We start from the raw sequence: 21,550 nt of genomic DNA on the forward strand, positions 1-21,550 counted from the left end.
TCCTTCCGAACGGGGTGGATCACGGAGCTGAAGTAAGCCTTTGGGGGGAGCAGTCGGGGCACAGGCCCCAGTAGATGACCTCGGCCTCGTCGATCGAGAAGCCGCGGTCGTCGGACGCTGTCAGGCAGGGCGCGTGACCGACGGCGCAGTCGACGTCGACGACGGCCCCGCACGACCGGCAGACCAGGTGATGGTGGTTGTCCCCGACCCGTCCCTCGAACCGTGCCGGGCTGCCGGGCGGCTCAAGGCGGCGCACGAGGCCCGCGGCGGTGAGTGAGTGCAGGGCCTCGTACACGGCCTGGAGGGATATGTGGCCGAGACGGTCGCGCACTCCCGTGGCGATCGCGTCGGCCGCGAGGTGGTCACCGGCCCGGACGGTCTCGAGCAGTGCGACGCGCGCGGCCGTCACCCGCAGGCCGGCACCGCGCAGCTCATCGGCGGTGTTCGGAAGCTGGGGGGCGGTCATGGGGACCAACCTACCCCCACAAACACGAATGGTTCAAGAAATGGAACTGTTCCAAGTCTGTGGCGCGTCAGATCGGGGCCCCTCTGATCGACGAAGGCGCTCACAACCGTGCCCGGTGAGGTGTGCGGGCGGTGTAACCCCTGATGAACGGCTCGGGAGACATCTGTGTAATGGGCATTTCGTACGGTCGGTGAGATCGATTCGGCTGAGGTCAGGAGGCGTGCCAGTGGTGCGGACGGTCTGCTCGTACTGCGGTGTGGGCTGCGGGCTGGTCCTCGACATCGGTATGGGCCCCGACGGACGGCGTACGGTCCTGAAGGCCTCCGGCGACAAGGAGCACCCCGCCAACTTCGGCAAGCTCTGCACCAAGGGCGCGACCACGGCCGACCTGCTCGCCGCGCCCGGACGGCTGACCACGGCCCTGGTACGGCCCGAGCGGGGCGAGGAGCCGGCGCCGGAAGCCGTCGGCGTGGCGATCACCGAGACGGCCCGGCGGCTGCGGGAGATCATCGACGAGCACGGCCCCGACGCGGTCTCCCTCTACGTCTCCGGCCAGATGAGCCTGGAGGCCCAGTACCTGGCGAACAAACTCGCCAAGGGGTTCCTGCGCACCAACCAGATCGAGTCGAACTCCCGGCTCTGCATGGCCAGTGCCGGCACCGGCTACAAGCTGTCCCTCGGTGCGGACGGCCCGCCCGGCTCCTACCAGGACTTCGAGAAGGCCGACCTCTTCCTCGTCATCGGCTCCAACATGGCCGACTGCCACCCGATCCTGTTCCTCAGGATGATGGAGCGGGTGAAGTCGGCGGGCGCCAAGGTGATCGTCGTCGATCCGCGGCGCACCGCCACGGCCGCGAAGGCGGACCTGTTCCTGCAGATCGAGCCGGGCACCGACCTCGCGCTGCTCAACGGCCTGCTGCACCTGCTGCACGCCGACGGCCATGTCGACCCGGACTTCATCGCGGCCCACACCGAGGGCTGGGAGGCGATGCCGGAGTTCCTCGCCGACTACCCGCCCGCCGCGGTGGCCGGGACGACGGGCCTCGCCGAGGAGGACATCCGGGAGGCGGCGCGGCTGATCGGCGAGGCCGGTGAGTGGATGAGCCTGTGGACCATGGGGCTCAACCAGTCCACCCACGGCACCTGGAACACCAACGCCCTGGTCAACCTGCACCTCGCCACGGGCGCCCTCTGCCGCCCCGGCAGCGGCCCCTTCTCCCTCACCGGCCAGCCCAACGCCATGGGCGGCCGCGAGATGGGCTACATGGGCCCGGGCCTGCCCGGCCAGCGCTCCGTCCTCGTCGACGACGAGCGGGCCTTCATGGAGGACCTCTGGGAACTGCCCCCGGACACCCTGCGCGCGGACGGCGTCGGCAAGGGCACGGTCGAGCTGTTCCAGAAGATGGCCGAGGGCGAGATCAAGGCCTGCTGGATCATCTGCACCAACCCGGTCGCCTCCGTCGCGGGCCGCCGCACGGTCATCGAGGGTCTGGAAGCCGCCGAGTTCGTCGTCACCCAGGACGTCTTCGCCGACACCGAGACCAACGCGTACGCCGATGTCGTGCTCCCGGGTGCGCTGTGGACGGAGGGCGAGGGCGTCTTCGTCAACAGCGAGCGCAACCTCACGCTGACCCCGGCCGTGGCCGACCCGCCCGGCGAGGCGATGGCCGACTGGCGGATCATCGCCGCCGTCGCCCGCGAGATGGGGTACGAGAAGGGGTTCTCGTACGACGGCGCGGAGGAGGTTTTCGAGGAGATCAAGCAGGCCTGGAACCCGAAGACGGGATGGGATCTGCGCGGGGTGACCTACGAACGGCTCCGGCGGACGCCGGTGCAGTGGCCGGCGGCGAGCGAGGACGGGCCCGACCGGAATCCGATCCGGTACGTGGGGGAGGACGGGACGCTCCGCTTCCCCACCGCGAGCGGGCGGGCCGTCTTCCACGCCCGGCCGCACATTCCGCCGGCCGAGATGCCGGACGACGACTACCCCTTCGTCCTGAACACCGGGCGGCTCCAGCACCAGTGGCACACGCTCACCAAGACGGCGAAGGTGGCGAAGCTCAACAAGCTGAACCCCGGGCCCTTCGTGGAGCTGCATCCGCAGAACGCCTCGGCCCTGGGCGTGGTCGACGGCGACTCCGTCGAGGTGGCCTCGCGACGCGGGCGGGCCGTGCTGCCGGCCGTGGTGACGGACCGGGTGCGGCCCGGGTGCTGCTTCGCGCCCTTCCACTGGAACGACCTGTTCGGGGAGCACCTGAGCGTCAACGCGGTGACGAGCGATGCCGTCGATCCGCTGTCGTTCCAGCCGGAGTTCAAGGTGTGCGCGGTGTCGCTGACGAAGGTGCCCACGCCGGTGACCGTGCGGACCCCGGTGGCCGCGGTGGCCGCGGTGGCTCCGCTTCCGGCAGCCGGGCCGGAGGACGCCGGGATCGCCCCCGCCGCATCGACGGCCGCGTCCAGGGCCGTGTCCGTCTTCGGCCTCGACCCGGCCCCGCCGCCTGTCCTCACCGCCCAGGAACGCCAGTACCTGGTCGGCTTCCTCGCCGGAATCCCCGCCGGTGCGCCCGGGGTGCCGGTCCTGCCGCCCGATGCGCCCTTCAGCCCCGAGCATGCTCTGTGGGTGAACGGCACACTCGCCGGGATGTACTCACGGGCGACGGGCACACAGCCCTCGACGACACAGCCTGTCACCACACAGCCTGCAACCACATGGTCCGCGAGCACCCAGTCCCTGGCCGCACCCTCCACGGCCACCGTTCTGCGCCGTGAGGTCGTCATCCTGTGGGCCTCGCAGACGGGCACCGCCGAGGAGTTCGCCGCCGCCACCGCCGAGCGGCTCACCACCGTCGGCCACAGGACCTCCCTGGTCGGCATGGACCAGGCCGACCTCGGTGAACTGCCCTCCGGCGCCGACCTGTTGCTGATCACCAGTACCTTCGGCGACGGCGACGCCCCCGACAACGGCAGCGGCTTCTGGGAGACCCTGGCCGATCCCGGCACGCCTCGCCTGGAGGGCCGGCGGTACGCGGTGCTGGCCTTCGGCGACTCCTCGTACGACGACTTCTGCGGACACGGCCGCCGTCTCGACCGGCGCCTCGACGAACTGGGCGCGCTGCGACTCGCCCCGCGCAGGGACTGCGAGCCGGACTTCGAGGACGCGGCGCACGGGTGGCTGGACGAGGTCGTGACGGCACTGGCCGACACCCCGGAGCCCTCCGGCACGGGCGGCTCGGCCCCCGTCGTGGCCGGCCCGACCTCGGCCCCTCGGGCCCCGCTCCCGTCGACCGTGGTGCGGCCGGTCCCCTCCGCTCTCCAGCAGGCCGCTTCGGCCCTCCCGGTCACTCCGCCCCGCTCGAAGAAACCCGCCCCCGTCCTCGCCCGTCTCACCGGCAACCGCCTCCTGAGCCTGCCCGGCGCCGGCAAGGAGGTCCGCAGGTTCACCTTCGACACCCGGGACGCGGATCGCCCGCTGCTCTACGAGGCGGGCGACGCCCTCGGCATCCGTCCGCTCAACTCGGCCGACCTGGTCGAGGAGTGGCTCGCGGTCACCGGCCTGGACGCCGGCGCCGCCGTGGACGTCAACGGCGTGGGCGAGGTCGCGCTCGGCGAGGCGTTCCGGCGCCACCTCGACATCACCAGGATCACCCCTGGACTGCTCCGGTTCGTCGCCGAACGCACCCGGGACCCAAGGGAGTTGAAGAAGCTCCTGCGTCCGGACAACAAGGACGAGCTCGCCAAGTGGGGCTGGGGCAGGCAGGCCGTGGACGTGATCACGGAGTACGCCGTGGAGGCCGGCCCACAGGAGTGGGCGCAGCTCCTCGGACGCCTCCAGCCGCGCCTGTACTCCATCTCGTCCAGCCCGCTGACCGACCCGCACCTCGTCTCGCTGACCGTGTCCGTGGTGCGCTACGAGAACCTGCACGGCAGGCCCCGCCAGGGCGTGTGCTCGCCCTTCCTCGCCGACGCCGCCGCGGACACCCCCGTGCCCGTCCACGTCCAGCGCTCCCCGCACTTCCGCCCGCCGGCCGACTCCGCCACGCCCATGGTCATGGTCGGCCCCGGCACCGGTGTCGCGCCCTTCGTCGGCTTCCTGGAGCAGCGCCGGGCTCTCGGCCAACGGGGCCCGAACTGGCTGTTCTTCGGCGAACAGCACCGGGCGACCGACTTCTCCTACGAGGACGAGCTGACCGGTTTCCTCGCGGACGGCACCCTCGCCCGACTGGACACCGCCTTCTCCCGCGACCAGCGCGCCAAGGTCTACGTCCAGGACCGGATGCGTGAACACGGCCCCCTGCTGTGGTCCTGGCTCCAGGAGGGCGCCCACGTCTACGTGTGCGGTGACGCCTCCCGCATGGCGAAGGACGTCGACCGGGCACTCCGGGACATCGCGGTCCTCCACGGCGGCATGGACGAGGCGGGCGCGGCGGCCTATGTGAAGCAACTTGCCACCGACAAGCGCTATGTGCGTGACATCTACTGACCGAACCCGTGCCCGGGGCTCGGGCCACACATGGGAGTATCGGTCGCCATGAGGGCGTCCCCTGCGGTCCGGAGCCTGCGCGCGGCGGTGTCCGCCGCGCTCTGCGTGCTGCTGGCCGCCGGCGGACACACACTGGCGACCGGCATGGCACCGCCGGTCTGGACGCAGGCGGCCGGGTTCGTGCCGCTGTTCACGGCCGGGTGGCTGCTCGGCGGCCGCGAACGGTCGCTCGCGGCCATCGGCGGGGCGACCCTCGCCTCCCAGGGCGGACTGCACCTGGCCTTCGGCGCGGCGCGACCGCACACGGTGATGGTCATGCACGGCATGCGCATGACCCACTCGCACGTCCACGCCCTGACTCCGCACGCCACCGCGGCCCACGTCTCGGCCGCCGTCCTGCTGACCTGGTGGCTGCGGCGCGGCGAGGCCGCCCTGTGGTCGATCCTGCGCCGGGCGGTCACGCTCGTACCGGGCCTCGCGGCCTGGTGGCAGGGATACGGCGAACCGGTCGCCCCGGACCCCGTACGCCCACCGGCCGACGGCCCGCGCACCCCCTGCCCGCTCCTGCTCCGCCACACCGTCCACCGGCGTGGACCGCCCACCTCGATCCCGTACGCGATCTGACCCCTTCACCCCTTTCCTGTCAGTACGGAGATCCCTCACCCATGTCCTCAGCACGCACCGCCCTGTGCCGCGCCGGCCTCGGCACCGCCCTCGCCGCCACCGCCGTCCTCACCGCCGCGGGCGTCGCCTCCGCGCACGTCACCGTCCATCCCGACAGCTACGCCAAGGGCGCCACCGACGGCGCCCTCACCTTCCGCGTGCCCGACGAGAGCGACACCGCGAGCACCACGAAGATCCAGCTGTTCCTGCCCACCGACCACCCCCTGCTCGGCGTGCTCGTCTCCCCGCACGACGGCTGGACCGCCAAGGTCACCGACACCAAGCTCAAGACGCCGGTCAAGACGGACGACGGCACGATCACCGACGCGGTCTCCGAGATCACCTGGACCGGCGGGAAGATCGGCCCCGGCCAGTACGAGGACTTCGACGTCGCCTTCGGCCAACTGCCGGACGACACCGCCCGGCTGACGTTCAAGACCCTCCAGACCTACTCCGACGGGAAGGTCGTCCGCTGGATCGAGGAGGCCGCCGGGGGCGGCGAGGAGCCGGAGAACCCGGCGCCCGTCCTGAAGCTGACCTCGGGAACCGGCACGTCCGCCGCCCCGAAGGCGTCGGCGACCGCCTCCGCCGCCTCCGCGAGCGACTCGACCGCCCGCGGTCTCGGCGTCGCCGGCCTGGTCGTGGGCGTCCTGGGGCTGGCGGCGGGCGCCTTCGCGTCGTACGGAGTCGCCGTGCGCAGTGAGCCGGAGCCTGTGGATTTCCGTACCCACAGGTGAAGGCGGGTGCCCGGATGGGAGGATGAGGCGCCATGACAGCAGGGTGGTGTTCACGCACGGTACGGGCCGCGGTGTTCGCGGCCGTCTGTGTGCTGCTCGCCGCCCTGGGCCACGTCCTCATGTCCGGCGCCCCTGTGCCGGGTTGGACACTGGCCGCGGGCCTGGCGGTGACCGGGTGTGCGGGCTGGTGTCTGGCCGGCCGTGAACGCGGGCTGCCGCTGATCGTGGCCGTAGTGGTCGCAGCCCAGACGGCCCTCCACTCGGCGTTCTCCTTCGCGCAGCCCACAACGGCGGCGCAGGACATGGGTGGGATGCACATGGAGTCCATGCACATGAGCGGCATGGATTCCCTCGACGCGGCCCCGGCGGGGACCTCGTCGGGCGTCGGCGCCCTCTCGTTCCTCGTGCCGTTCGGGATGTACGCCGCCCACCTGCTCGCCGCGCTCCTCACCGGGCTCTGGCTGGCGTACGGCGAACGGGCCGCGTTCCGCATCCTGCGGGCCGTCGGGGCGCGGCTGGTCGCCCCGCTGCGACTGCTGCTCGCCCTGCCCGCCACCCCGCACCGCCCGCGTCTGCGGGCACGCAGGGCCCGCTCGCAGCGGGCGCCGCGGCTTCTCCTTCTCGTCCACGCGATCACCCATCGCGGCCCGCCCCCGGGGACCGCTGTCGCCTGACGACAGACGGTTCCCCGAGGCGGCCCTCGCGCGCCTCGGGCTCGGTCGTGCACCCGCATCCGGGCGCTGCCGCACCTGTGCCCTCCGCACGTGTGGTCGCCGCACGGCCGTATCCCCTCACCGGACCGCCGTGCACCCCTGTGCGCCGGAGCGGCCCGGATCACGGCTGACCCGAGAAGGACACCTGGTGATCACTTCCGCCCTGCCCGCCTCCGCCGAACTCCGCGCTCAACGGGAGTCCGCCGACGCCTCCGCCACGGCCTGGGCACTAGCTGCCCGCGCCGGTGACACCGACGCCGTCGACCGTTTCGTCCGCGCGCTGCACCATGACGTCCTGCGCTACGTCTCCTACCTCTGCGCCGACCCCCAGTCCGTGGACGACCTGGCCCAGGACACCTTTCTGCGGGCGCTCGGCAGCCTGCACCGGTTCGAGGGGCGGTCCTCGGCGCGTACCTGGCTGCTGTCCATCGCCCGCCGTGCGGTGATCGACGGGTTTCGGCACGCGGCCGCTCGACCCCGCCGCTACGACGGTTCGGACTGGCAGGCCGCGGTGGAGCGTGCGCAGCCCCGGGATGTGCCCGGGTTCGACGACGGGATAGCGCTGCTTGATCTGTTGGGCGCGTTGTCCGAGGAGCGGCGGGAGGCGTTCGTGCTGACGCAACTGCTGGGCCTGTCGTACGAGGAGGCCGCCGCGGTCAGTGGTTGCCCTGTGGGGACGGTGCGGTCCCGGGTGGCGCGGGCCAGGGGGGTGCTGACGGAACTGGTGGTGTGAGTGCGCCTGTCGGGGTGCCACGAGGGGGGTGTGGCGCGGGTGCGGCAGCGTGATGGCCGGTCGCGCAGTTCCCCGCGCCCCTGAACTCGCTCACCGCCGGTTTGGAGGTCCGGCCGGCCGCAACCGCAACCGCTGCCGGGCAGAGCGGCCCAGCCGCCGGGGTCCGGTGACCCGCACCGCACCGGTGACTACTCCGGTGCCGTCTCCGTGGCGAAGTCGGGCATCAGCGCGCACAACGCCTGGCGCTGCGCCGGGCCCATGAAACGCCCCAGGGCCTCCTTGACCGACTCGGCGAGTGCCTCGGAGGCCTCCTTGAGCAGGCCCCGGGCCTTCTCGGTGAGGGCGACCTCGATGCCCCGCTTGTCGCCGCAGACCGACTTGCGGGTGACCAGACCGGCGTGCTGGAGGCAGGCGATCTGGTAGGTGAGGCGGGTCTTCGGGCGGCCCAGCAGTTCGGCGATCCGGGTCATGCGCAGGGCCTGGCCGGGGTCGGCGGCGAGCAGACACAGGACCAGGAACTCGTCGTGCGAGACGTCCAGCCGTTCCTTGACGACGGAGCGCAGCTCCTGCTCGACGGCCCCCGTCGTGGCCAGCATCAGCATCCATGCGTGCAGCTCAGGGGGCAGGAGCCCACCGGACGTGGCGGGGCATTCGGACGGATCGGCCATGCTTCGAGTGTAGCTGTTGTTCAAATTTGGAGTATGAGCTAGCGTGCTGTCATCCAAATTTGGACTACAGAAGTGAGGGATCATGACCGTCGCCGTCGAAACCGGAACCTGGCAGCTCGACCGGACCGCCACCACCGTCGCGCTCAAGCACAGGACGATGTGGGGCCTGGTCACCGTGAAGGGCACCTTCACCACCGTGGACGGTCAGGGCGAGGTGCGGGCCGACGGGTCCGCCGTCGGCACCGTGACCCTCGACGCCGCCTCACTCGACACCAAGAACGCCAAGCGGGACGCACACCTGCGCGGGGCCGACTTCTTCGACGTCGAGAACCACCCCGAGATCACCTTCGCGGTGCGCAGCGCCGAGCTGCGCGACGGCGACCAGGTCCATGTGATCGGCCAGCTCACCGCGCGCGGCGTCAGCCGCCCCCAGTCCTTCACCGCCCGGCTCGTCGACGCGAGCGCCGACGCGGTCACGCTGCAGGCCGAGTTCTCGGTGGACCGCGAGCAGTTCGGCCTGGGCTGGAACCAGCTCGGCATGATCCGCGGCCTGACCACGATCACCGCCGCGCTCCGCTTCAAGCGCTCGGCAGCGTGACGTAGGTGCTCGACAGCGTCTGCGGAGAGGACGTGAACACCCGCAGCCGGATCTTCTGACCCGGCTTCGGGAGGGCGTACGTCCCCCCGGGCGGCCGCAGCTCGTACGTCGCCGTCGTGTGGGCGGGCAGCGTGGCCGGACCGCGCAGCACCGAGAAGTACGGGTACATGCCCTGGCCCCGGGTGAGGGTGAAGTGGGGCGTGAGGGCGTCGTCGTCCGTGTTGGTGACGCGCAGAGTCAGCCGGGAGAGCGCGCGCACGTCGTGGCGCACCGAGGTGACCTCCATGCGCAGGGGCGGCGACCCGGTGGCCGCCAGCGTCGCGCTCAGCAGAGCCGGACTCAGCAGTACGACGGCCGCGGCGATCCGCGCCGGACGCCGGCGCGGGCCGGCGAGCCGGCGCGTGAACGGCTGCCAGGCCCCCGCGAAATCCGAGGCGGGCGCGGTGACCGCCGCCGCCAGCCACAGCGGGGTCATCATCAGGTAGTAGCCGTCCTGCGAACGCGTCGCCAGCCAGAAGGCCAGCCACGGCAGCACGGTCGCCGCCGGACCCAGGCGGCGCACGAACAGCACGAACAGCGCCAGCAGGCCGGCGAGCAGCAGCAGACTCGCGTACCCGTACCAGTCGAGCCGGTCGCTGCCGTCCGTGAGATACAGCGACACGCCCACGAGGCCCTGGCCGTGCAGCACCGCGCCCTGGATCAGCGGCAGCGCGATCCCCTTCAGCCACGCGACCGGCTGGCTCACGACGAAGTACGTGTTGATCAGCAGCCATACGGTGGTGGCGACCCCGGCGAGCCGCAGCACCACCAGGCCCGCCGCCCGCCCGCCGAGCTCCCCGCGCCGTACCGCGTAGATCCCGGCGAACAGGAACGGCGCGAGGAACCACGGCAGTTGCTGTGCCGCGCACGCCGCGCCCAGACAGGCGGCCTGCGCCACCCCGGCGGGGCCCAGCCGACCGCCCCGGCCGATCCGGGTCCAGCGCACCACCACCGGCACCAGCAGGGCCAGCGCCAGGATCGCCGGGTAGCCGAGACGGCCGTACATGGGAAGCGTCGAGAACCCCAGGCACGTCATGGTCGCCGCCGACCGCCACGGTGCGGGCAGCAGCCACCACAGCACGACCGTGCCGACGAGCAGTGCTCCGGTGCTCATCGCTATGGCCGGCAGGCCGCCGTGCCCGAGCCACAGGAGGGGGGCGGTCAGCAGCGGGGCGAGCGGGGGATAGCCGTACGTGTAGTCGTAGCCTCCCGTGACGGTCGGGGTGAGCGCGATGCCGTTGCCGCCGAAGAGCCAGGGCCAGGGGCGGCCGTAGATCCCGTGCCCGGCGACCAGGTCGCGGGCCGCCTGGGCGGTGAGGACGGACTCGTCGGAGCCGCGGTGGAACAGGACGAACGCGCACAGGGCGAGCGTCAGGCCGGTCACCAGCACGCACAGGTCCACGCGCGCGAGCGACCGCCGGCCGCGCACGACCAGGGCCAGGACACCGCAGACGAGGATCGAGGCGTAGCAGACCGAGATCACCGCGGCCACGGCCGGCCGGTGGGTGGCCGCCTGGGTCCACACCTCGCGCGTGCCGATGAAGAGGCTGACGTCCGCGAGCAGCGTCAGGACGCGATGCCACTGCGCGGGGGGTTCCGGGGCGGCGGACACCGCCGGCTGGGTCGGCCGGCCGGATGCCGACAGCTGAGTATCTGCCAGGAGCACGGCATCGGACGCTAATCGGAGCTGGTGAGGGGGCCTTGGCCGGAGGCCAAGAGTCCGGTGTGAGCCGGGTAAGACCCTTTCGTCCGCGGCGAAGGCGGTGTGATGTGACCGCCGCGACGGTCGCGGACCGTGTCGTTGTTGGGCCGAACGGGTGACTTGGCGTAAGAATTGGCTGGTGCAGGCATTGAAGGCGAGTCGGATCGGGGGGAGCCGGTGAACAGGTACGACGTCACCGATGAACAGTGGGAGGGGCTCGCCCAGGTCGTTCCGTTGCGCGGGCGGGACGCGTGGCCGTCCGCGGTCGGACACCGGTCCATGCCGGAGGCCGAGACCGAGGCCAGACGGCGTTTCGTCGTCCTGCGGATCAACGTCTTCGCGGACGCCCGCGAGGTCGCCGAGACCCTGATGGCGGGCATCCCCGTCCTGCTCGACCTCACCAGCGCGGAGAGCGAGGTCGCCAAGCGGGTCCTCGACTTCAGTACGGGCGTCGTGTTCGGGCTGGCCAGCGGGATGCACCGGGTCGACCGGAACGTGTTCCTGCTCACTCCGGCCGGAACCGAGGTGACGGGCCTGATGGAGAGCGCGGGGATGCCGGGGGCCTGAGCCTCGGGGAGGTTAGCCCGTTCGTAGGAAGGCCACCGCGGAGGAACGGTTCGCCCGGTGGCGGACTCCTACGGTCCGGATATGCGTCTGTCCCCCACCTCCTCCGTAGTGCCGGCTCAGTCGGCCTCTCCGCTCGCGGAGCCGACGCAGGGTGCTGCGCGCCGCCCCGACCGGCCCTGCCTCGTCGAGCTGCGGCTCTCCGCGTACGCCGTGCACCGGCGGGCCGGGCTGCCGCTCGGACCGCTGACCCTGTTCGCCGGGCCCAGCGGCAGCGGCAAGACGAGCGCGCTCAGGGCGTACGAGGCGCTCGCGCGACTCGGTGGCGGCGCGAGCCTCGGCGAGGTGTTCCTCCGGCCCGAGGCCTGTGTCCCCGACCGGGCCCGCCCCGACGCACAGCGCCGCCGCGGCTTCCGGATCGGCTGCACGGCCGACGGGCCCGAGGGGCCGGTCAGGCTCGACCTCGCCGTCCAGGCCGAGCCCGAACTGCGCGTCGTGGGGGAGCGGTTGACCTCCGGCGGGCTCGTCCTGCTGGAGACCGCCCTGCGCGATCCCTCCCGCCGGGCCGTGCAGGCCGCCTGGCACACCGCCGGGAGCGCCCCGGTCACCCGCGCCCCGCTCCCGGACGACCGGCTCGGCACCCCCCTGCTGCCGCTGCGCGTGGCCGGCAAGACGGACGGACAGCGGCGGGTGCTCGCCGCCGCCGAACAGATGGTCGTCGCCCTGCGCTCCGTCTTCGGCTGCGACCCGCGGCCCGGACGCATGCGCCTGCCCGTGCCGACCGGTTCGGGACGGCTGCTCGGCGGCTGCGACAACCTCGCCGACGTGCTGTGGCGCACCCGGGCGGAGTGCGGCCGACGGCACGCCCAACTCGTCGCCGCGGTGCGCGCCGGATGCGCGGGCCCCGTCGCCGACGTGCTCGCCGAACCCCTGGACGCCGGGAGGGTCAGGGCCCTGCTCGACCGCGGGGACGGCGGCCGCACGGAACTCGCGCGGCTGGGCGACGGCGAGTTGAGGTATCTCGCCCTCGCCCTGGTGCTGCTCACCGGGCCGGGGGTGCTGGAGGTCGATCCGGCCGGCGAGGTGCCCGCCGCGATGCAGACGCTCACCGTGCTCGCCGACAACCTCGACCGGAGCCTGGACCCACGGCAGCGGACCGAACTGCTGGGGCTGGCCGTGCGGATGTGCGAGCGCGGGCACATCCGGCTCGTCGGGGCGGTGAGCGACGCCTCGTGGGCCGCCGGGGTGGACGGCGTCACAGTGGTACACCTGGAGCCGTGACCGAACCTCTCGACGTGGCGAAACTGCAGCGCCGGCTGGCCGACTTCGCGGCGGCGCGCGACTGGCAGCAGTACCACACCCCCAAGAACCTCGTCGCCGCGCTCAGCGTGGAGGCCTCCGAACTGGTCGAGATCTTCCAGTGGTTGACCCCCGAGGAGTCGACCCGGGTCATGGACGACCCCGACAGCGCGCACCGCGTCACGGACGAGATCGCCGACGTGCTCGCGTATCTGCTCCAGCTGTGCGAGGTGCTCGGCGTCGATCCGCTGACCGCGCTGGACGCGAAGATCGACCGCAACGAGCGGCGGTTTCCGGCGCCGTGAGGAAGGATTCAGTCCTCTTTCACGTTCCGTGACGAAAAGCTGCTTCGAAACCGATTTGTTGTCCACAGATTTCCGTCTACCTCTGGTTTTTCGTTCCGAGCGAGCTCACTCTGGGTAGTGGACAAGGGAGTTCGGGCGGACGTGCCCGGGGTACGTCGCGACAGACGGGGGCAGCCGATGGACGCGGTGCGGCTCATCGTGACGAGCAGGCGTGCCCTGGCCGGGGGCGGCGAGGCGCCTCAGGTCATGGCGGAGGTGTGGCAGGCGCAGGCCCTGGCCCAGGCGATAGGGAGCCGCCTCGCGGTCGCCGGACCCCCGGAACTCCGGGGCGAGGCGCTGGGGTTGACCGAACTGGCGGGCCGGGGCTGCGGGGTCCTGGAGCGTCCCGACATCGCCCTGGCGGAGCTGCGGGCCGCCCAGCTCACCGAACTCGGCGATGCCCGCCAGGCCCTCCTCTACCTCGGCGGCCTCCTCGGCGAGGTGGGCATAGCCCTGGTCGGCCTCGCCTGCGCGGCGGACGACGAGACGACGTACTGGCAGTGCATGGAGGCGATCGACGCGGCGGACGAGTCGCGGGACCGGGTGCTGCAGATGCTGCGAAGACTGGCGGACCGGGGGGACGAGTTGCCGGAGGCGGGGTGAGTCCTCGGCCGCGGGTGCGTCGTGGCTGGTCGGGTGGGTACAACCGGACACAGCTCGACCGCACCCACTCAGGGGCGCGGGGCTGTGACATCAGCGGCTCCGCCGCGGGGCGCGACCAGCCCCCACCGGCCCGCAGCCGAAAACCGTCCTCAGCCGGCCTCCTCCTCGCCGACCCCCCGCCCCACCGAACCCCCGGATCCCTGAAGGTCCGCGTCCAGTGCCGACAGCTCCAACTTACGTCTGAGGGCGTATTTTTGAAGTATGGCCACGAACCAGACAGCGCGGCAGCTCCGAGCCGTCATCTACACACGCATCAGTCATGACCCCTCCGGCAAGGCCGAGGGCGTCACCCGGCAGCAGGAAGCCTGCCGTAAGCTCGCCGCCGAACTCGGCTGGCGGATCGTCGGTGTAAAGACCGACGACGACCGCACCGCCATCGGCAAGAGCGGTGACCGCGCCCGGCGCCCGGCCTATGCGGAACTGCTCGACATGCTGTCCGCCCGTGAGGTCGACGCTGTGCTCGTCTGGCACACGGACCGCCTGTACCGGCAGGCACGTGACCTCGAACCGCTCATCGACATCGTGGAACGCACGCACGTCGTGATCCGGCCGGTCAAGCAGGGCGAGCTGGACCTTGCCACGGCGTCCGGGCGGATGGTCGCCCGTATCCTCGCCAGCGTGAGCACGCACGAGGTGGAGCACGCCGTCGAGCGCATGAAGGCCAAGCATGAGGCGAACCGCCGGGCCGGGATCAACCACGGCGGCCCGCGCACCTTCGGATTCCGCGCCGTGAAGCCCAAGGCCGTCAAGGACCAAGCCCCCCAAGTCCCAAAGGTGGACCCGAGGGAAGCCGCACTGATCTGTGAGGCCGCCAACGCGGTGCTCGCCTACGCTGCTGATCCTGCGACCGGCCGCACCCTGACCGGCATCTGCCGCGACTGGAACGAACGCAAGATCCCCACCCCGCGTGGGAAGACGTGGACCATCCAGTCCCTGCGTGGAGTGCTGCTCTCGCCCCGGATCGCCGGACGCATCGCGCACAAGGGTGAGGACGCTGGCCCGGCGCAGTGGGACGCCATCGTCGACTACGACCTGTGGCTGGCCCTGCGCAACGTGCTCAAAGACCCCTCCCGGCGCCAGGGTTCTGGGGGTGACGACGACCGTCAACCCAAGTATCTCGGCTCGGGCCTGTACCGGTGCGGCCGGGACGGCTGCGGCGCCGTGGTCCGCCCGGGCGGAGCGAGGGCCGGGCAGCGCCAGCAGTACCGCTGTACCTCCAGCGCGCATATGATCCGCACTGCCGAGCCGGTCGACGACTTCGTGGAGCGCGTGATCGTCGCCCGGCTGTGCCGCGAGGACGCCCGAGCGGCCTTCTCCGCGCCCGTCGAGGCGCCCCCGGCTGGGGTGTCAGCCAAGGACCTGAACGCTCGTCATGCGACCCTGACGGCCCGGCTGGAGGCACTCGCGGAGACCTTCGCAGAGGACGATGAGGCGGACCCCATGGAGTACCGGACCGCCTCCCGCAAGATCAAGGAACGGATCGCCGCCGTCGAGCAGGAGATCACCGAGGCCGCTGCCGCCGCTGCCTCCGCAGCGGCGCCGGGTCCGCTCGACAGCATTGACCTACCGGAGCTGGTCCGACGGCACGAGGCCGATTCGGACGACGCCCTCGTGTGGTGGCGCCAGACGTATCCGCTGGAGCGGCGCCGCAAGATCCTCACGCTGCTCGCCGAGGTGACCCTTATGCCTGGTCGGCGAGGTCGTCCGTTGGGTGTCGCCGCTGGAGGTCTTGATCCCGCCTCTGTCCGCATCGACTGGAAGGGAAACTGCTGACCCCCGCCCGCGCACTGGAGCCCCTGCCGACGGGTGGGGGCTCAGTGCTGCCTACCGCGTGAGCCGGGACAGGAAGCTGTCCACGAACTTCTCAACCTCGGCCCGGCTCTTCACTTCCTCGACGTTCAGGCGGTCGACGTACCTCACCCCTGCGTTCAGGAGCAGACGGCTTCGGCTGTGGTCCCGCCCGGCGTGGCCCTTGTGCTGCGGCCCGTCGATCTCGATCACTCCGACGTACCCGCGATACGTGATCAGCAGGTCGGGCTCAAAGGTCCAGCCCCTCACCCGCATGCCACACAGAGGCACGATCCCGATCGTCTCGTCGTCCGGCAGGGACTCCTGCCTCTCCCTGAGCACCCGGTACACGTCCAGCTCCCACTCGTTGGTGAAGCGCATCTGGTCTTCGACCGGGTGGCCGGGTTCGAGCTGCACCTTGCGTCCCTGGTTGCTCGGCTTGGGGCCGTCGGCGGTCTTCACCTGCCTACGCCAGTCCGGGCCGAGGCGGGGGATCGACGGCCGGGCGAGAAGTTGATCGATGGTCTTGCCCGAGCCCCACAACACCTCGCGCATCACCTCGGCGATGCCCTCCATGGCATCCTCGTCGTACGTCGGGTACAGGCCCGGCTCCACAACGAGCACGATCCGGTAGCCCTCCTGGTTGTACTCGGTGTCCCAGAGGCGCACCTCTGCCGAGGACACATCGGCGATCATCCGGGCGACGTCAGTCTTGTCGAGGTGATACGCCAATACAGCGCTCGTGCCGAGCAGCCACTCACTCACCAGGGGAGCGTTCTCGGGGGTGTCGAGGGCGTGGGACAGGTGGGGCGACGCCAGCTCATCACTCATGCACGGAATTGTGGCAGCCACCACCGACTACGGAAGGGCGCCGGATCAAGCAGGGCTTCCGTCAACGTGGTCAGCCGGCAATGGGGTTGAGAACCGACCTAGGTACGACGGAGCCCGGCCGGGCAGCATCACCGGCCGGGCTCCGCGCTGTTGGGGCTATGCCTCGGGGCGCCCTCGGTGACAGGTGCACCCGCACCGGCGCGCGAGCAATAAGCCGCCGCCGTGGGGCAAGGGCACGTCCTTGGTCTGCGTGCACTGGCCGTGCAGGTCCTCGTACCCGGGCTGCTGGGCGAGCGCGCACTCGGCCGACATGGCCGATGTGTCCACAGCGGGCGCGCTCACGGCGCCTCTCCCCGGCTCCGGGCGTTCGCCAGGGCCACACCCGCCGACAGCCTGTCCGCCGCCGTAGCGGGCCGCAGGGGGCCGCGAGCGTCCCACTCCCGCCCGCCGCCGACCGGCCTCAGTTGCCAGTACGGGCCCTCATGCCCCATCACCCGGCCGACCTTGCGCGTGGCCTCGTCCCACACCAGCTCGCCGGTCTCCGGCTCGTACCGGTTCATGCGCACCCCCGCTGGATCACGTCGGCCAGCCGGAGCGCGACGTCCGCCCGCACCCGGCCGAGGGTGATGAGGTTCAGGGCGGGCGACGCTTCGTCCGCCCCCAGGGACGGCAGCACGATCCCCGCTGCCGTCAGTGCTTCCCGCAGAGTTTCGACCGCCGCTGTGACATCCGAGGTGCCCGGCTCTTGCTGCGCTGTGACCATGAACTCAGTGTTCTGGTATGCCAGTTGAGAGGGCTAGTGCCTATACCCGTTTATTCTCGGGTAGGGACTGCCTATAGCCGTTTATGTCCCCAGGGGCCCGGCGAACCCATACCGTCCACCCCCGAGCGCGTTGATCATGAGGGCATCCGTACCCGGCGAAAGGAACTGACCATGGCGCGACGGCTGCGCTTCAACGGCACGGGCAGTGGCGTGAACGGCTGCCCCGCCGTGCACGAAGATCTCGACACCGGCGAAGTGATCATCCACGGACCGGCGCTCACCGACCCCGACGACATCGCCCGCCTGCGTCATCTTGGCGACGGTGAGGTGCCCATCGTCGTCCCGCGCGAACTGCTCGTCGACTTCGGCCCCAAGGAGGTCACCCGAGTGCCGAACATCATCGGCCTGGATGAGTTCGACCGGCTGTTCACCGGTTTCAAGCACACGGCCTGGCGGCTGGAGACCCGCCGCCGGTACGCCTCCGACGAGGGCACCGACACCTACGCGCAGTTCCTCCGGGGCGAGCCCGTCGACTGGACCGGCCGGGACCCGGAGTGGTGCGCCGAGCGACGCGAACAGGTGGCGCTCGGCAAGCGGTTCGAACGCGTTCGCGTCGTCGACAACCCGCCCGCCCCGGGTCAGCTCTACCTGCTCGACAACGCCCGGCGGAACAGCTCCGTCGGCGAGGACATCCGGCAGCTCTGGCGGGCCGAGGCCGAACGGCTCCAGCTCCCCGAAGAAGACTTCTGGATCTTCGACTCGCGGCTGGTGGCCCGGCTCAACTTCGACGACGCCGACAACCTGGCGAACGTGGAGCTGATCACGGAACCGGTGGAGGTCAACCGGTACGCCCAGGCACGCGATGCCGCCACGCACTACGCCGTGCCGTACGAGGAATTCGCGGCGAGGCTCGCCGCCAGCGAGTAAGCAGGGAGCGGAACCGGTGACCACCGACTACCAGCAGGCGCGCGAAGCGCTCGGGGTGCGGCTGCGTGAGCTGCGGTTGTCCGCGCCGGACGGTCGGCTCACCGGCTCCGCGCTCGCCCGGCAGCTCGGCTGGCCGCAGCCCAAGGTCTCCAAGCTGGAGAACGGCCGACAGACCGCCACGCCCGACGACCTCCGCGCCTGGGCCGAGGGCACCGGCCAGCCGGACGCGTACGACGAACTGCTCGCCCGCCTAAGGGGGTTCGAGTCCCACATCCGTTCCTGGCGGCGGCAGCTCGCCTCGGGGCACAAGCCCGTGCAGGACACCCACCTGAGCGCGCACGCCGACGCCTCGGTGTTCCGGGGCTGGGAGTCGTCCATGGTCTTCGGCATCCTCCAGACCCCGGACTACGCGCGGTCGATCTTCACCCGGTATGCCGAACTCCAGCAGTCGCCCCGGGACACCGAGGGCGCCGTCCGCTCTCGCGTGAAGCGCCAGGAAGCCCTGTACGACCCCACCAAGCGCTTCCACCTGATTCTATGGGAGGCCGCGCTCCGGGCCCTGGTGTGTCCGCCCTCGGTACTGGCCGCGCAGCTCGACCGGCTGTCCGGCGCCGTCGGGCTGGACACCGTGGAGCTGGGAATCATCCCGTTCAGCGCGTCGCTCAAGATCCCGCCCGCCACGGCCTTCTGGGTCTACGACGATGCCCGCGTGATCGTCGAGACCTGGCACTCGGAGCTGTGGATCGAGGACGAGCTCAGCGTGAACACCTACCTGCGGACGTGGAACACCTTGCGGGAGTCGGCGGTCTACGGCTCCGACGCGCATCGGCTCATCAGTGCCGCACGCCGGGACCTCAACGTCTGACCCGGCGATCAAGCGGCTGACCCGTCAGACCACGGCTGCGCGAGAGAGTGTTAGGCCGGAGCGCTTCTCAGACCTTTGACGGGGTCTGACTGATCAGATGCGCGATCGCCGGGATAGCCGCAGGCCGGAGGCCCTTTCGGAGGGCTGACCGGCCGAGCCGACGACGACGGCCTGATCAGGGTCTGACAGGAGCCCCGAACCGGGCTGACAGCCGTGTCACCCACCCGGGACAGCCGTGTCCCGGGAGGGTGACACGGGAGGGACACGCTGTCCCCGTGTCACGGTGTTGTCCCCCGACCGGGGACACGGGCGGGGGACAACTGATCCCCCGTGTCCCCGTGTTGTCCCGTGTCCCGGACAACCGTTCCCGTCTGTCCCCCGTGTTGTCCCCGGCGGGGCTCCGTCGTCAGGTTCTCCATGCTCCTGGGAAGTTGAGTGCCGGCTGGCAGGTCTGCCCAGCTCAGGCGGGCCAGTACCGCCCGTCGCCGTCCCGGCGGACCAGTGACCGGTACAGCACCTCGGACAAGCCCTCGGTGATGAGCAGCCGCATCTGCACGCCGTCGGCCGCCTCCAGCAGCTCGGGGCGTGTCAGACCCGGGTGCTCGGAGACGAAGGCTGCCAGTATCCGCCGCTGCCCGGGGTTGATCTGCGGCAGATGAGCGCTCAACTCAGGCCCGCCTGGATCAAGTTGTCCGCGATCTGCTCGTGCACGTCCTCCAGCAGGCCGGGCATCAGCTCCCCGAGGGCCCGGGGGTCGCTGGGCAGCATCCACTGCCGCACGATCCGCATCGCCTCGACGTACGCGGCGGCCTGCCGCTCCATCCGGGCCAGCTCGGGAAAGTGAGCGTCCATCACGGCAGGCTTCGCGGCGGCCAGCGTGACGCCGGTCTGCTGCTCCACCACCCGGACCACGGCGGCCGACGCCTCTGCCGACGCGCGCTGGATGTCGGCCAGCGCCTCCCGCCCGGCCTCAGCTATCCGTTCGCGTTCTCGGTCCAGTTCACCAGGCATGGTTCGCAGTGGCCGCAGCCGTGCCCGACCTGGACGAGGGCTTCCGCCGCAAGCTCCAGGAGTACGCGCTGACGGTCGCGGGCCGGACGCTGGCGGCCGAGTCGGGCGCCGACCTCGGCCCCGAGCCCGAGGCTCCCCGGCCGCAACTCGCCCTGCCTCCGGGCCCGTCGGCCCCCGAGCTGCCGCGCTGGCGCGAGCGGGACAGCGTGGACGAGGTACTGGATCAACTGGCCGCGATACAGGACGAGTTCGGAGATCTGCTCAACGAGGAGGGCGACGATGGACCGGAAGATGATCAAGGCGAAGCTGCGTGAACTCGCAGCCGACCCCGGCCAGCCGGGTGCGGCGGCCGAGGTACAGCGGCTCAAGGGTGCCCTGCGACGCCTGCCCCGCACGCAGCCCGAAAAGGCTCAGTCGGCCGAGCGCACCCGCTCCGACACCTTACTGCCCGACGGCCTGTCCGAGGCCGACCGGGCCGCCGTGGAGACGTGGCCCCCGGAGTTGTGCGCCCGGCTGCACGATCACGCCCTGACGCAGACCATCCTGCCGTGGCGGGTCTGACGTACCAACTTCTGTGCCGTGCCGTGGCGTTCGCCCGTGGGACGCCAGTCCGTCCATACGATCTCACCATGGCATTGGAACCTGTTGAGGCCACGCTGATAGCCGCGTCGGTCGGGGCCCTCGCCTCGACCGCCGGTGTGCTGCTCAACAACCGGCTGACCCGTGAACGTGAGCGCCAGCACCGTGTGTGGGAGCGTCGCATGAACACCTACCAGGAGGTTTTGCGCACCCGGCAGATGCTGGCACGACATCGGGCGGAGCTGCTCCGGACGCAGTCGTCCAAGATGGACTTCATCGACCCGGAAAGGGAACTCAACGCGGCATCCCTGACCCGGGTCCAGTTGGACATGTTCGGCACATTCGGGATCAGGACCGTGGACATGCTTGTCTGGGTGGCGTTCAACCACTGGGCCCGCGCTGTGTCGGAGTGGCGGGAGCTGCACGCCCGTGCCACGGCCCACCTCAATGACCACGACCTGTGGGGTGAGGTCGACAAGAAGTGGGAGGAGATCAAAGACCTCTCCAAGACCCTCGACCTGGCTGACACAAGGCTGACCGAGGCCATCCGGGAAGAAGCCGACTTCAAGGAGTACGGCACACGCACGCGGTAGGAGCGTCTGAAGGTGGGGTTGCAGCGGCTCCGTGTCCGACCGAGGCCGACTGAGAGCGAGGAGACTGCTCCGCCGACATCCGCCGCCTGATTACACCCCGGGAGAGGGCGCCTTCGACCTGTCCGTCTGCCAACCGTAGGCGCTACGGCCCGTCTGCCTGTGTTTTCCAGCCAGGCTGGCGGGCCGTGATCACGTTGGCGGGTGTAAATCGGCGTCGCCCCAAGTCAGGCGCCCTGTGATTCATCAGGCGGAAAACCCGCTCAGTGCCGCCATCAACTCCTCCATCTGCTGCAGCAACCCCTTCGGCTGCCCAGCCCCCGCAGTCAGCGGCACGGTTTCTTCGGACATGACGGCCTCCTCGGCCCAAGGACCCCGGCGAAGGGACCGACGCGGGTAACGGATCACGCACCGGCGACGACAAGCCGGCTCCGCCCGAGCCAACGATCACCAAAGGGCCGGGTCACTGGCTCGGTCAGCCCGCGCACCCCGTTGCCGGATTTTCACCCGCCCGGGGACGCGCGGGA

25 protein-coding genes are annotated in these 21,550 nt (G+C 71.1%); 16 read left to right on the forward strand and 9 right to left on the reverse strand.

Annotation, left to right across the window (positions count from 1 at the left end):
* Positions 1–19: 19 nt before the first annotated feature.
* Positions 20–466: a Fur family transcriptional regulator gene (locus tag H293_RS0134930; RefSeq protein WP_020122461.1), complete on the reverse strand. Its 447-nt coding sequence runs from the start codon at positions 464–466 to the stop codon at positions 20–22.
* Positions 467–752: 286 nt separating this feature from the next.
* Between H293_RS0134930 and H293_RS0134935 the strand changes: the two genes are divergently transcribed.
* The 5 genes from H293_RS0134935 (at position 753) to H293_RS0134955 (ending at position 7,792) form a co-directional block, all read left to right on the forward strand.
* On the forward strand, positions 753–4,946 hold the full coding sequence (locus tag H293_RS0134935) for a molybdopterin-dependent oxidoreductase (RefSeq protein WP_397895827.1): 4,194 nt from the start codon (positions 753–755) through the stop codon (positions 4,944–4,946).
* 48 nt (positions 4,947–4,994) lie between these two features.
* Positions 4,995–5,570: a hypothetical protein gene (locus H293_RS0134940; protein WP_028808470.1), complete on the forward strand. Its 576-nt coding sequence runs from the start codon at positions 4,995–4,997 to the stop codon at positions 5,568–5,570.
* A gap of 41 nt (positions 5,571–5,611) precedes the next feature.
* Positions 5,612–6,346: a YcnI family protein gene (locus H293_RS0134945; RefSeq protein WP_020122464.1), complete on the forward strand. Its 735-nt coding sequence runs from the start codon at positions 5,612–5,614 to the stop codon at positions 6,344–6,346.
* A 32-nt stretch (positions 6,347–6,378) separates the two neighbouring features.
* Positions 6,379–7,020, forward strand: coding sequence for a hypothetical protein (locus tag H293_RS0134950; protein ID WP_028808471.1), 642 nt, complete (start codon positions 6,379–6,381; stop codon positions 7,018–7,020).
* Positions 7,021–7,207: 187 nt separating this feature from the next.
* Complete coding sequence (locus H293_RS0134955; protein ID WP_020122466.1) at positions 7,208–7,792, forward strand: sigma-70 family RNA polymerase sigma factor; 585 nt, start codon at positions 7,208–7,210, stop codon at positions 7,790–7,792.
* 188 nt (positions 7,793–7,980) lie between these two features.
* On the opposite strand, the gene H293_RS0134960 is transcribed toward H293_RS0134955, so the two are convergent.
* Positions 7,981–8,460, reverse strand: coding sequence for a MarR family winged helix-turn-helix transcriptional regulator (locus tag H293_RS0134960; protein ID WP_028808472.1), 480 nt, complete (start codon positions 8,458–8,460; stop codon positions 7,981–7,983).
* Positions 8,461–8,542: 82 nt separating this feature from the next.
* On the opposite strand from H293_RS0134960, the gene H293_RS0134965 reads away from it, so the two are divergent.
* On the forward strand, positions 8,543–9,058 hold the full coding sequence (locus tag H293_RS0134965; protein WP_020122468.1) for a YceI family protein: 516 nt from the start codon (positions 8,543–8,545) through the stop codon (positions 9,056–9,058).
* Here the strand turns inward: H293_RS0134965 and H293_RS0134970 are convergent.
* On the reverse strand, positions 9,039–10,763 hold the full coding sequence (locus H293_RS0134970; protein WP_259294592.1) for a hypothetical protein: 1,725 nt from the start codon (positions 10,761–10,763) through the stop codon (positions 9,039–9,041). The two genes, H293_RS0134965 and H293_RS0134970, sit on opposite strands and share 20 nt — an antisense overlap.
* Positions 10,764–10,976: 213 nt before the next feature.
* Here H293_RS0134970 and H293_RS0134975 point away from each other — a divergent pair, with 213 nt between their 5' ends.
* From H293_RS0134975 to H293_RS0134995, 5 genes are all read left to right on the forward strand, one after another.
* Positions 10,977–11,366, forward strand: coding sequence for a cell division protein SepF (locus H293_RS0134975; protein ID WP_020122470.1), 390 nt, complete (start codon positions 10,977–10,979; stop codon positions 11,364–11,366).
* A gap of 81 nt (positions 11,367–11,447) precedes the next feature.
* The gene (locus tag H293_RS0134980; protein WP_033416010.1) at positions 11,448–12,644 is read left to right on the forward strand and encodes an AAA family ATPase; all 1,197 of its coding nucleotides are present in this window, start codon (positions 11,448–11,450) and stop codon (positions 12,642–12,644) included.
* On the forward strand, positions 12,641–12,967 hold the full coding sequence (locus H293_RS0134985; RefSeq protein ID WP_007385303.1) for a nucleotide pyrophosphohydrolase: 327 nt from the start codon (positions 12,641–12,643) through the stop codon (positions 12,965–12,967). Before H293_RS0134980 ends, H293_RS0134985 begins: the two co-directional genes overlap by 4 nt.
* Before the next feature lie 177 nt (positions 12,968–13,144).
* Positions 13,145–13,609: a DUF6099 family protein gene (locus H293_RS0134990; RefSeq protein ID WP_020122472.1), complete on the forward strand. Its 465-nt coding sequence runs from the start codon at positions 13,145–13,147 to the stop codon at positions 13,607–13,609.
* Positions 13,610–13,870: 261 nt separating this feature from the next.
* Entirely contained in the window at positions 13,871–15,442 is a 1,572-nt protein-coding gene (locus tag H293_RS0134995; RefSeq protein WP_020122473.1) for a recombinase family protein, read from the forward strand.
* A gap of 51 nt (positions 15,443–15,493) precedes the next feature.
* Here H293_RS0134995 and H293_RS0135000 read toward each other — a convergent pair whose 3' ends face one another.
* The 4 genes from H293_RS0135000 to H293_RS0135015 form a co-directional block, all read right to left on the reverse strand.
* A complete protein-coding gene (locus H293_RS0135000; RefSeq protein ID WP_020122474.1) occupies positions 15,494–16,288 on the reverse strand; it encodes a hypothetical protein in 795 nt (264 codons plus the stop codon).
* A 156-nt stretch (positions 16,289–16,444) separates the two neighbouring features.
* Complete coding sequence (locus tag H293_RS0135005; RefSeq protein ID WP_020122475.1) at positions 16,445–16,630, reverse strand: hypothetical protein; 186 nt, start codon at positions 16,628–16,630, stop codon at positions 16,445–16,447.
* Complete coding sequence (locus H293_RS0135010; protein WP_051138204.1) at positions 16,627–16,848, reverse strand: hypothetical protein; 222 nt, start codon at positions 16,846–16,848, stop codon at positions 16,627–16,629. Before H293_RS0135010 ends, H293_RS0135005 begins: the two co-directional genes overlap by 4 nt.
* A complete protein-coding gene (locus tag H293_RS0135015; RefSeq protein ID WP_020122477.1) occupies positions 16,845–17,051 on the reverse strand; it encodes a hypothetical protein in 207 nt (68 codons plus the stop codon). The genes H293_RS0135010 and H293_RS0135015 overlap by 4 nt, the downstream gene beginning before the upstream one ends.
* 171 nt (positions 17,052–17,222) lie before the next feature.
* On the opposite strand from H293_RS0135015, the gene H293_RS0135020 reads away from it, so the two are divergent.
* Together H293_RS0135020 and H293_RS0135025 are read left to right on the forward strand one after the other, a co-directional pair.
* Positions 17,223–17,978: a DUF6879 family protein gene (locus tag H293_RS0135020; protein WP_020122478.1), complete on the forward strand. Its 756-nt coding sequence runs from the start codon at positions 17,223–17,225 to the stop codon at positions 17,976–17,978.
* Positions 17,979–17,994: 16 nt separating this feature from the next.
* Complete coding sequence (locus H293_RS0135025) at positions 17,995–18,843, forward strand: helix-turn-helix domain-containing protein (RefSeq protein ID WP_020122479.1); 849 nt, start codon at positions 17,995–17,997, stop codon at positions 18,841–18,843.
* Between the two features lie 460 nt (positions 18,844–19,303).
* On the opposite strand, the gene H293_RS0135030 is transcribed toward H293_RS0135025, so the two are convergent.
* Together H293_RS0135030 and H293_RS0135035 are read right to left on the reverse strand one after the other, a co-directional pair.
* Positions 19,304–19,510, reverse strand: a complete 207-nt coding sequence (locus tag H293_RS0135030) for a hypothetical protein (RefSeq protein ID WP_020122480.1) — start codon at positions 19,508–19,510, stop codon at positions 19,304–19,306.
* Positions 19,507–19,854 (reverse strand): hypothetical protein, encoded by a 348-nt coding sequence (locus tag H293_RS0135035; RefSeq protein WP_020122481.1) that lies wholly within the window; start codon positions 19,852–19,854, stop codon positions 19,507–19,509. Before H293_RS0135035 ends, H293_RS0135030 begins: the two co-directional genes overlap by 4 nt.
* 8 nt (positions 19,855–19,862) lie before the next feature.
* On the opposite strand from H293_RS0135035, the gene H293_RS0135040 reads away from it, so the two are divergent.
* From H293_RS0135040 to H293_RS0135050, 3 genes are all read left to right on the forward strand, one after another.
* Positions 19,863–20,168: a hypothetical protein gene (locus H293_RS0135040; protein ID WP_020122482.1), complete on the forward strand. Its 306-nt coding sequence runs from the start codon at positions 19,863–19,865 to the stop codon at positions 20,166–20,168.
* Positions 20,134–20,415, forward strand: coding sequence for a hypothetical protein (locus H293_RS0135045; RefSeq protein WP_158694479.1), 282 nt, complete (start codon positions 20,134–20,136; stop codon positions 20,413–20,415). The genes H293_RS0135040 and H293_RS0135045 overlap by 35 nt, the downstream gene beginning before the upstream one ends.
* Before the next feature lie 68 nt (positions 20,416–20,483).
* On the forward strand, positions 20,484–21,026 hold the full coding sequence (locus H293_RS0135050) for a hypothetical protein (protein ID WP_020122484.1): 543 nt from the start codon (positions 20,484–20,486) through the stop codon (positions 21,024–21,026).
* Positions 21,027–21,550: the final 524 nt, after the last annotated feature.

Source organism: Streptomyces canus 299MFChir4.1, from assembly GCF_000383615.1.
Classification (GTDB): Bacteria; Actinomycetota; Actinomycetes; order Streptomycetales; family Streptomycetaceae; genus Streptomyces; species Streptomyces canus_C.

Bases quoted from the DNA above. Each gene is read 5' to 3' on its own strand.
- H293_RS0134930 (WP_020122461.1), bottom strand. From the start codon at position 466: ATGACCGCCCCCCAGCTTCCGAACACCGCCGATGAGCTGCGCGGTGCC.
- H293_RS0134935 (WP_397895827.1), top strand. From the start codon at position 753: ATGGGCCCCGACGGACGGCGTACGGTCCTGAAGGCCTCCGGCGACAAG.
- H293_RS0134940 (WP_028808470.1), top strand. From the start codon at position 4,995: ATGAGGGCGTCCCCTGCGGTCCGGAGCCTGCGCGCGGCGGTGTCCGCC.
- H293_RS0134945 (WP_020122464.1), top strand. From the start codon at position 5,612: ATGTCCTCAGCACGCACCGCCCTGTGCCGCGCCGGCCTCGGCACCGCC.
- H293_RS0134950 (WP_028808471.1), top strand. From the start codon at position 6,379: ATGACAGCAGGGTGGTGTTCACGCACGGTACGGGCCGCGGTGTTCGCG.
- H293_RS0134960 (WP_028808472.1), bottom strand. From the start codon at position 8,460: ATGGCCGATCCGTCCGAATGCCCCGCCACGTCCGGTGGGCTCCTGCCC.
- H293_RS0134965 (WP_020122468.1), top strand. From the start codon at position 8,543: ATGACCGTCGCCGTCGAAACCGGAACCTGGCAGCTCGACCGGACCGCC.
- H293_RS0134980 (WP_033416010.1), top strand. From the start codon at position 11,448: ATGCGTCTGTCCCCCACCTCCTCCGTAGTGCCGGCTCAGTCGGCCTCT.
- H293_RS0134990 (WP_020122472.1), top strand. From the start codon at position 13,145: ATGGACGCGGTGCGGCTCATCGTGACGAGCAGGCGTGCCCTGGCCGGG.
- H293_RS0134995 (WP_020122473.1), top strand. From the start codon at position 13,871: ATGGCCACGAACCAGACAGCGCGGCAGCTCCGAGCCGTCATCTACACA.
- H293_RS0135000 (WP_020122474.1), bottom strand. From the start codon at position 16,288: ATGAGTGATGAGCTGGCGTCGCCCCACCTGTCCCACGCCCTCGACACC.
- H293_RS0135010 (WP_051138204.1), bottom strand. From the start codon at position 16,848: ATGAACCGGTACGAGCCGGAGACCGGCGAGCTGGTGTGGGACGAGGCC.
- H293_RS0135015 (WP_020122477.1), bottom strand. From the start codon at position 17,051: ATGGTCACAGCGCAGCAAGAGCCGGGCACCTCGGATGTCACAGCGGCG.
- H293_RS0135020 (WP_020122478.1), top strand. From the start codon at position 17,223: ATGGCGCGACGGCTGCGCTTCAACGGCACGGGCAGTGGCGTGAACGGC.
- H293_RS0135035 (WP_020122481.1), bottom strand. From the start codon at position 19,854: ATGCCTGGTGAACTGGACCGAGAACGCGAACGGATAGCTGAGGCCGGG.
- H293_RS0135045 (WP_158694479.1), top strand. From the start codon at position 20,134: ATGGACCGGAAGATGATCAAGGCGAAGCTGCGTGAACTCGCAGCCGAC.
- H293_RS0135050 (WP_020122484.1), top strand. From the start codon at position 20,484: ATGGCATTGGAACCTGTTGAGGCCACGCTGATAGCCGCGTCGGTCGGG.